At 72.5% G+C, this 6,694-nt stretch carries 5 protein-coding genes; 3 read left to right on the forward strand and 2 right to left on the reverse strand.

Annotated elements, in window-relative coordinates; genetic code table 11:
- Window positions 1-261: 261 nt before the first annotated feature.
- Window positions 262-2,718: a DUF6777 domain-containing protein gene (locus tag ACZLMO_RS15975; RefSeq protein WP_425715319.1), complete on the reverse strand. Its 2,457-nt coding sequence runs from the start codon at window positions 2,716-2,718 to the stop codon at window positions 262-264.
- 288 nt (window positions 2,719-3,006) lie between these two features.
- On the opposite strand from ACZLMO_RS15975, the gene ACZLMO_RS15980 reads away from it, so the two are divergent.
- The gene (locus tag ACZLMO_RS15980; RefSeq protein WP_425715320.1) at window positions 3,007-3,345 is read left to right on the forward strand and encodes a DUF488 domain-containing protein; all 339 of its coding nucleotides are present in this window, start codon (window positions 3,007-3,009) and stop codon (window positions 3,343-3,345) included.
- A gap of 88 nt (window positions 3,346-3,433) precedes the next feature.
- Window positions 3,434-4,561 carry a carboxylate-amine ligase gene (locus ACZLMO_RS15985; RefSeq protein WP_425715321.1) on the forward strand — a complete coding sequence of 376 codons (1,128 nt, stop codon included), beginning with the start codon at window positions 3,434-3,436 and terminating at the stop codon, window positions 4,559-4,561.
- Between the two features lie 24 nt (window positions 4,562-4,585).
- Here ACZLMO_RS15985 and ACZLMO_RS15990 read toward each other — a convergent pair whose 3' ends face one another.
- Window positions 4,586-5,128, reverse strand: coding sequence for a YqeB family protein (locus ACZLMO_RS15990; RefSeq protein ID WP_425715322.1), 543 nt, complete (start codon window positions 5,126-5,128; stop codon window positions 4,586-4,588).
- 473 nt (window positions 5,129-5,601) lie between these two features.
- On the opposite strand from ACZLMO_RS15990, the gene ACZLMO_RS15995 reads away from it, so the two are divergent.
- On the forward strand, window positions 5,602-6,669 hold the full coding sequence (locus tag ACZLMO_RS15995) for an IS110 family RNA-guided transposase (protein ID WP_463653755.1): 1,068 nt from the start codon (window positions 5,602-5,604) through the stop codon (window positions 6,667-6,669).
- Window positions 6,670-6,694: the final 25 nt, after the last annotated feature.

Genomic DNA, 6,694 nt, shown 5'->3' on the forward strand with positions numbered 1-6,694 from the left:
CAGGCCAGGGCGTGCCCGGTGCGTGCTGTTCTCTCTCGGTTCTTGCTCGGTCGAACCCCGGTGCTGCCCGATCCATTCCCGTTTCCATGATTTGGAATCGATGTGCGGGCCGTGTGGTGCCGTTCTCGTCTGTGGGGGGGAGTGGCGGTGCGGTCAGGGGCCCGCGCCGAGGTGACCCCAGGATATGACGCGGTGACGTGACGTGGGGAGCGGGTCCGATGCGCGGACCGGGTGGTCGGAACGTGCCGGGGCGACCGCGGGTCAGCAGTCGGCGCCGACCTGGACCGGGGCGGTGATCGACGTGACCACGCCGTCCTCGGCGCCGACCGAGACACTCATCTCGGCCGGGCCCCACTCCGTCTGCTCCGTCAGCACGTCGAGGTTGATGTAGTCGTACGCGGTCCCCTCGTGGACGGCCGAGGACGTGGGTGCCTGCGGGTGGGCGGCGATCACGGGGCTGATCGGGTGCCCGAGGGCCACGCCGGTCGGGCCGGTCACCGTCGCGGCGCCGGCCGGTGCCGCGGGGTCGGTGAGGTAGACGCGCCACTCGGTCGCGTCGGGCGCCGTGCCGGGACGGATGAGGTGCAGACCGGCCCAGGTCGTGATCGTGCTGTCGACCGAGCAGTAGCCGTCGCCGGGGACGAACTCCTCGGCGCCGGGGCCGAACAGCTCGGACAGGGCGTCGGTCGCGGCGGTGGCCGGCCCGGCGTAGGGCAGGGAGACGAGCGTGGTGCCGTCGTCGGCGAGGAGGTCGAGGCCGCCGGTCATGATCTGGACGGTCGCCGCCCCGGCGGGCCCGGCCGCGGGGTCGGGCTCCGCAGCCTCGGGGTCCTCCGCCTCGGTCGCTCCCGGCTCGGCCGGCTCGGCCGGATCGACCGGTTCCACCGCCTCGACCGGCTCGACGGGCCCGGACGCGCCCGCGCGGAACAGGGCGACGCTCGTCGTCGACTCGGCGGCCGTGCCGATCTGCTCCCAGGTCTGCAGGTCGGAGCTGCGGTAGACGCCTCCCGCGGCCGGCGGGTCGGTCGTGCTGGCGCCGACGTAGTCGTCGACGGCCAGCCATTCGCCGTCGCCCGGGTTGAGACCGGTGAGCACGAGGCGGTCGGGCTGGGTGGGGCCGATCGCCCAGGTCGTCCCGTCGGGGCTCGTACCGGCCGAGCCGATGGGAAGGTCCCACTCGGCGTTGTTCGCCGGGTCGGCGATGCGCTCGCCCCCGACGAAGCCCCACTGCTGCCCGTCGTGGGCGAGGTCGAGGCGGACGATGTCGTCCTCGAGCGCCGACCGGGTCCACGTGATCGTGTCCGTGCTGGTGAAGAGCACCTGCATGCAGGTCCGGAACTGGCACTCGGTCGCCGTGGCGATCCAGCGTCCGTCGCCGTAGGCCACCGAGTTCATGCCCTGGTACCGCATCTCGCCCGAGCTGCCCATGAAGGGGTTCTCGTACGGGTCGGTCGTGGCGACGCGTTCCCAGGTCTCGCCGTCGTCGCTGCGGTAGATCGCGCCGCTCGACCCGTCGCCCTCGCCGCTCTCCTCGGCGAACGACCGGTCCCCGACGGCGACCCACGTGCCGTCCCCGTAGGCGACCGCGGTCAGCGGGTCGATGACGTCGATCGCCGGTCCCCAGGTCAGCCCGTCCGTGGACGTGTGGATCGCGCCCCCGTACCGGTCGTTCACCCCGACGGCGACGGCCAGTCCCTCACCGGCGGCGACGTCGAGCATGGGTGTGGTCTCGAGGGCGACGCTCCATTCCACGCCGTCGGGGCTGGTCTGGATGGTGCCGGACGCGGGGGCGCCCGACGGGTCGTACTGCGCCTGGACGTGCGTCGAGGACGTCGCGAGGTAGACCGTTGCGCCGGAGTGCGGGCCGACCGTGCGCTCGACGAGCTCGCCGGTGTCGAGGTTGGCGACCGTGAAGGCCGAGACGGCGTCGGCGGCCGGGGTCACGCTGACGACGCGGTCGAGGGCGAGCCCGTCCCAGGCGGCGCCGACCGTCTCGGCCTGCGCGACCGGGCCCGGCAGGTCGGGGGCCACGAGCGGGTTGCCGCACTCGCACCGCACGGCGGGGGCGCCGCGGTCGTCGACCATGACGGCGGATCCCGCCTGCAGCACCGCCTGGTGCGGGGTGGCGGCGCCGCCGGAGAACCCGTGGTTGGTGACGAGCGTGTCGGTGGTCAGCACCACGGAGGTCAGGCCGTCGACGTACTCGGGGATCGCCTCGGCGTCGATGTCGAGGACGCCGGCCCAGGCAGCCGCCTTCTCGTCGTCGTCGGCGAGGAAGGCGACCAGCGACTCCGGGTCGCAGACGTCGCTCACGCTCGACCCGCCGTACAGGCCCGGTGCCGTTCCGGAGACGGTCGAGGTGCTCGTTCCCGGGGTGGTGCTCGCGCCCGTGGTCAGCTCGGCCGTCCGCGCGACGATCGTGTCGACGAAGGGCGAGCTCGTGTCGATCTCCGGGGCGGTGACCGTCTCGGTGAACGGGCTCTCGCCCGGCTCGTCGGCTGGCTCGAGCTTGACGACGTGCACCGCCTCGGTGGCGTCTCCGCCGCTCGCGGCCGGGGCGACTGGGTCGGTGGACGCGCCGTCCGTCTCGTCGAGGAGACGCACCGCGACCAGGGTCGCCGCGACGACCGCGGCCACTGCGACGAGCGCGACGAGGACGAGGACGATCGGGCGGCGTGGTCGGGGGGGCCGTGCGGGCATGGCGTCGGGTGCGGACATGGTGGTGCCCTTCGAGGGGTGCGCGAGAGCCCGTGGGCTGTCCGGGGGGACCGCAGGTGGCGCGAGCGTAGGGCTCGGGTCGGCGCGCGCGACAGCCTCGAGGGCGTCGTTCCCTCATGTCCGGCACAGGTTCGGCACCTGCTCGGCGCCGGCTAGGCACTGCCTCGACGCTCCGGGCGGGGCGGCTCGGGCCGCGAGCTCGGCACGCCCCGGCGAACCCCTCGGCGTATGTTCGAGGTGTCGGCGTCGACCCGATCGGGCGCCGCGCGAGTGGGCGAGGAGGAACGGATGGGACTCCGGATCAAGCGTGTCTACGACGACGCGGCCGAGGCGGACGGGTACCGCGTGCTCGTCGACCGCATCTGGCCGCGCGGCGTGAAGAAGGAGGACGCTCGCATCGACGAGTGGCTCAAGGACGTCGCCCCGTCGACCGACCTGCGGAAGTGGTTCGGCCACGACCCGGACAGGTACGAGGAGTTCGCCGGCCGTTACGAGTCCGAGCTCGACGGGTCCGACGCCCTGAGTCATCTCGAGGACCTGGTCGACGAGCACCGCACGGTCACCCTCGTCTACGCCGCGAAGGACACCGAGCACAGCCACGCGAAGGTGCTCGCCGGCCTGCTCTGAGCGGAGGTGCGGCCTGCACCACCCGTCGTCGACGCCTCGCTCGGGGGCCGAACCAGCGGGACGGGCTCGGGGCTGCAACGCTGGTTGGATGCGAACCGTCGGAGTTGAGGAAGAGCTTCTGCTCGTCGAGGCCGGCACCGGTCGTGCGTTGCCGGTGGCGTCGGAGGTGATCGCCCGCGCCGAGGAGCGAGGCTCGGGCGCGAACGCTGGCGAAGGCGTCGTCGGACTGCTCGAGAGCGAGCTCCAGCAGCAGCAGGTCGAGAGCAAGACGCACCCGACGATCGAGCTCTCCGCCGTCGAGTCCGAGCTCCACTCCCTCCGGCGCGCCGCCGACGACGCAGCCCAGGAGGTCGGTGCCCGGCTCGCGGCGATCGCGGTCTGCCCGACACCCGTCGTCCCCGTGACCACGCCGTCCCCGCGCTACCGGGAGATCGCCGAGCGCTTCGGCCCGATCGCGACCGAGAGCCTCACGTGCGGGCTCCACGTGCACGTGCGGGTGGCCGACGCCGAGGAGGCGGTCGGCGTGATCGACCGGATCCGCGTGTGGTTGCCCGTGCTGCTCGCCCTGAGCGCGAACTCCCCCTACGTGGAGGGGCTCGACACCGGGTACGGCAGCTACCGGTCGCAGGTCCAGCACCGGTGGCCGTCGTCGGGACCGAGCGAGCTGTTCGGCTCGGCGCGCGCGTACGAGGAGACCGTGGCGTCCATGCTCGGCACGGGGGTCCTCATGGACCGCGGGATGGTCTACTTCGACGCCCGGACGTCGGCGGACCACCCGACGGTGGAGCTCCGTGTCGCGGACATCTGCCTGAGCGCCTCCGAGGCGGTCCTCGTGGCCGCGTTCGCCCGCGCCATGGTGGAGACGGCGGCACGACGCTGGGCGGACGGCGAGCCCGCGCCGGCGGTTCCGGCGGCCGTGATCCGGCTCGCGCAGTGGCAGGCGGCCCGGCACGGACTGACCGGCGATCTGCTCGACCCGCGCACCGCCCGGCCCGCACCTGCGTGGGAGGTGCTGGACGGCGTCGTCGACGAGCTCCGGCCTGCCCTGCGCGAGACCGGCGACGAGGAACGTGTCACCGACGGACTCGCGCGCCTGCGCGAGGCCGGGACCGGGTCCGAGCGTCAACGAGCGGAGCTGGAACGGACCGGGAGCATGGAGCGCCTGATGGACTTCGTCGTCCGGGAGACCTCGGCGTCCGGTCCTGCCGGGACGTGACGGGCGCCGTTCCGTCCGCGGCGACTACCCGCGTGCGCCCTCCCACGGGTAGCCCGCCTCGACGAGCACCGCGCGGTGCCGGTCCTTGTCGCCCTCGACCTCGGCGTCGAACAGCGACCGACCCTGCGCGGTCTCGATGACGAGGTGCGAGCCCCGGCGGTAGGTCGCGGCCACGTCGTCGCGGTCGATGACACGCTCGACGTCGCCCCCGCGGACGACCTCGATCTCGCCCGGTCCGACGCGTAGCACCGGGGTGCGCGAGACGACGACCAGGCCGATCAGCAGCCCGACGACGAGGCCCAGCAGCGGCCGCCCCCACACGAGCCACGACTGGTCGAACGAACCGAGGAGCTCGAGCGGGCCCTGGAACGGCATCCACGGCAGGCTCGACGCCCAGCCCGCGAGCACGGGGACCAGCGCGCCGACGATCGCCCCGGCGCCGCCGAAGATGACGAGCACCCACGCGCGGTCGGATCCGCTGAAGCCCCCGATGGTGGTCGTTCCGGAGGGCTGACCTGCCGGTTCGTCGTCGGGCGTCGCTGCGTCGTCCGGGTGTCCCGCGTCCATGGTCGGCAACGGTAGCGAGGTGGGTAGGCCCGCAGGTGGGTGGCACGGGGTGTCGGGATGGATCGGAGAGCGGGGGCACGACGACGAACGGCAGCCGTGATGGCGCTGAGCCGCACTCTCGACCGGTCGGGGGCGATTCCCCACCGCAATCTCGACGTGCACCAACCGCTGTGAGTGTGGGGGTGGCTGGTCTGGGACTGGCTGGCAGGGTGGTGGCTGGTCGTTCCGCTCGTGGGTGTGACTCGGCGAACCGCAGACCCCTTGTTGGGGGTGTCTGGAGATTGATCTGTCCGCCCATGGGTGGGGTGGCCGGCACCGTCCTGGCCCATCTCGGAGACCTGATCAGAAGGTTGTCCGCCACTGGTGTGGCGTGACTCGTCACAGTGTTGTCCCGAGGTGACTCCTACCCAGAACGGCACCGGCCACCAGCGACCAGACCATCCACTCATTGGTAGGAAGGACACCAGGCCGCTATGGCTATCGTCGCGCACTCCCATCCGTTCGTCATCGGGGTCGACACCCACGCCCAGACCCATTCGTTGGCGGTGCTGGCCGCCCGCGGCGAGCTGATCGATTCTGCCCAGTTCCCGACCACGCCTGCGGGCATGGCCCGCGCGATCGCCTGGGCCGCTCGCCGCACCGGGGCCGATATGGCCGCGTTGTGGGTCATCGAGGGCGCCGCGTCCTACGGCGCGACCCTGGCCGGCGTTGTCCAGGACGCCGGCTATCAGGTCGTGGAGGCCGCGCGGATGAACCCGCGCGGGAACCGGGGCGTGGGTAAGTCCGATGCCCTGGATGCCTACCGCATCGCGGCCGCCGTCCTCCCGCTTCAGGTCAGCCGGCTGCGTCACCTCCGCGCCGCTAGTGGGGTACGGGCCGCGCTGCGGGTCCTGCTCACCGCCCGCGAGCAGATGAACAGCGAACGTACCGCGGCCACGAACGCGCTGACCGCGCTGCTGCGCGTCAGCGACCTGGGTATCGATGCGCGCCGGGCCCCGGGCAAGAAGGTGATCGCCATGATCAGCCGGTGGCGCGAGCGCGATGAGGACATCGCGACCGCGACCGCCCGCAGCGAGGCCGTCCGCCTGGCCGCCCAGATCCTGGCCCTGGACGTCGAGCTCGCCACGAACAAGAAGCGCATCACCGTTCTGGTCAAGTCCAGCCTGGCCGCGCCGCTGCTCGAGATGCATGGTGTCGGGCCGATCACCGCGGCCGTGTCACTGACCGTGTTCTCCCACCCGGGCCGGTTGCGTTCCGAGGCCGCGTTCGCGGCCCTGGCCGGGGTCAGTCCGATCCCGGCCTCCTCGGGCAACACCGTGCGACACCGCCTCAACCGCGGGGGCGACCGGCAACTGAACAGGGTCCTGCATACCGCGGTCGTGACCCGGATGAGTCACGACCCCGAGACCCGCGCCTACGTCGAACGCCGCGCCGGCGAGCACCGCACCAAGGCCGAGATCCGCCGCTGCCTCAAGCGCTACCTCGCCCGCCGCATCTTCCGCACCCTCAACAGCACCCCCGAACCCACCATGGCCGCTTGACGAAACATAGAAGGATCAATCTCGA

Source organism: Georgenia sp. G2120, assembly GCF_055326485.1.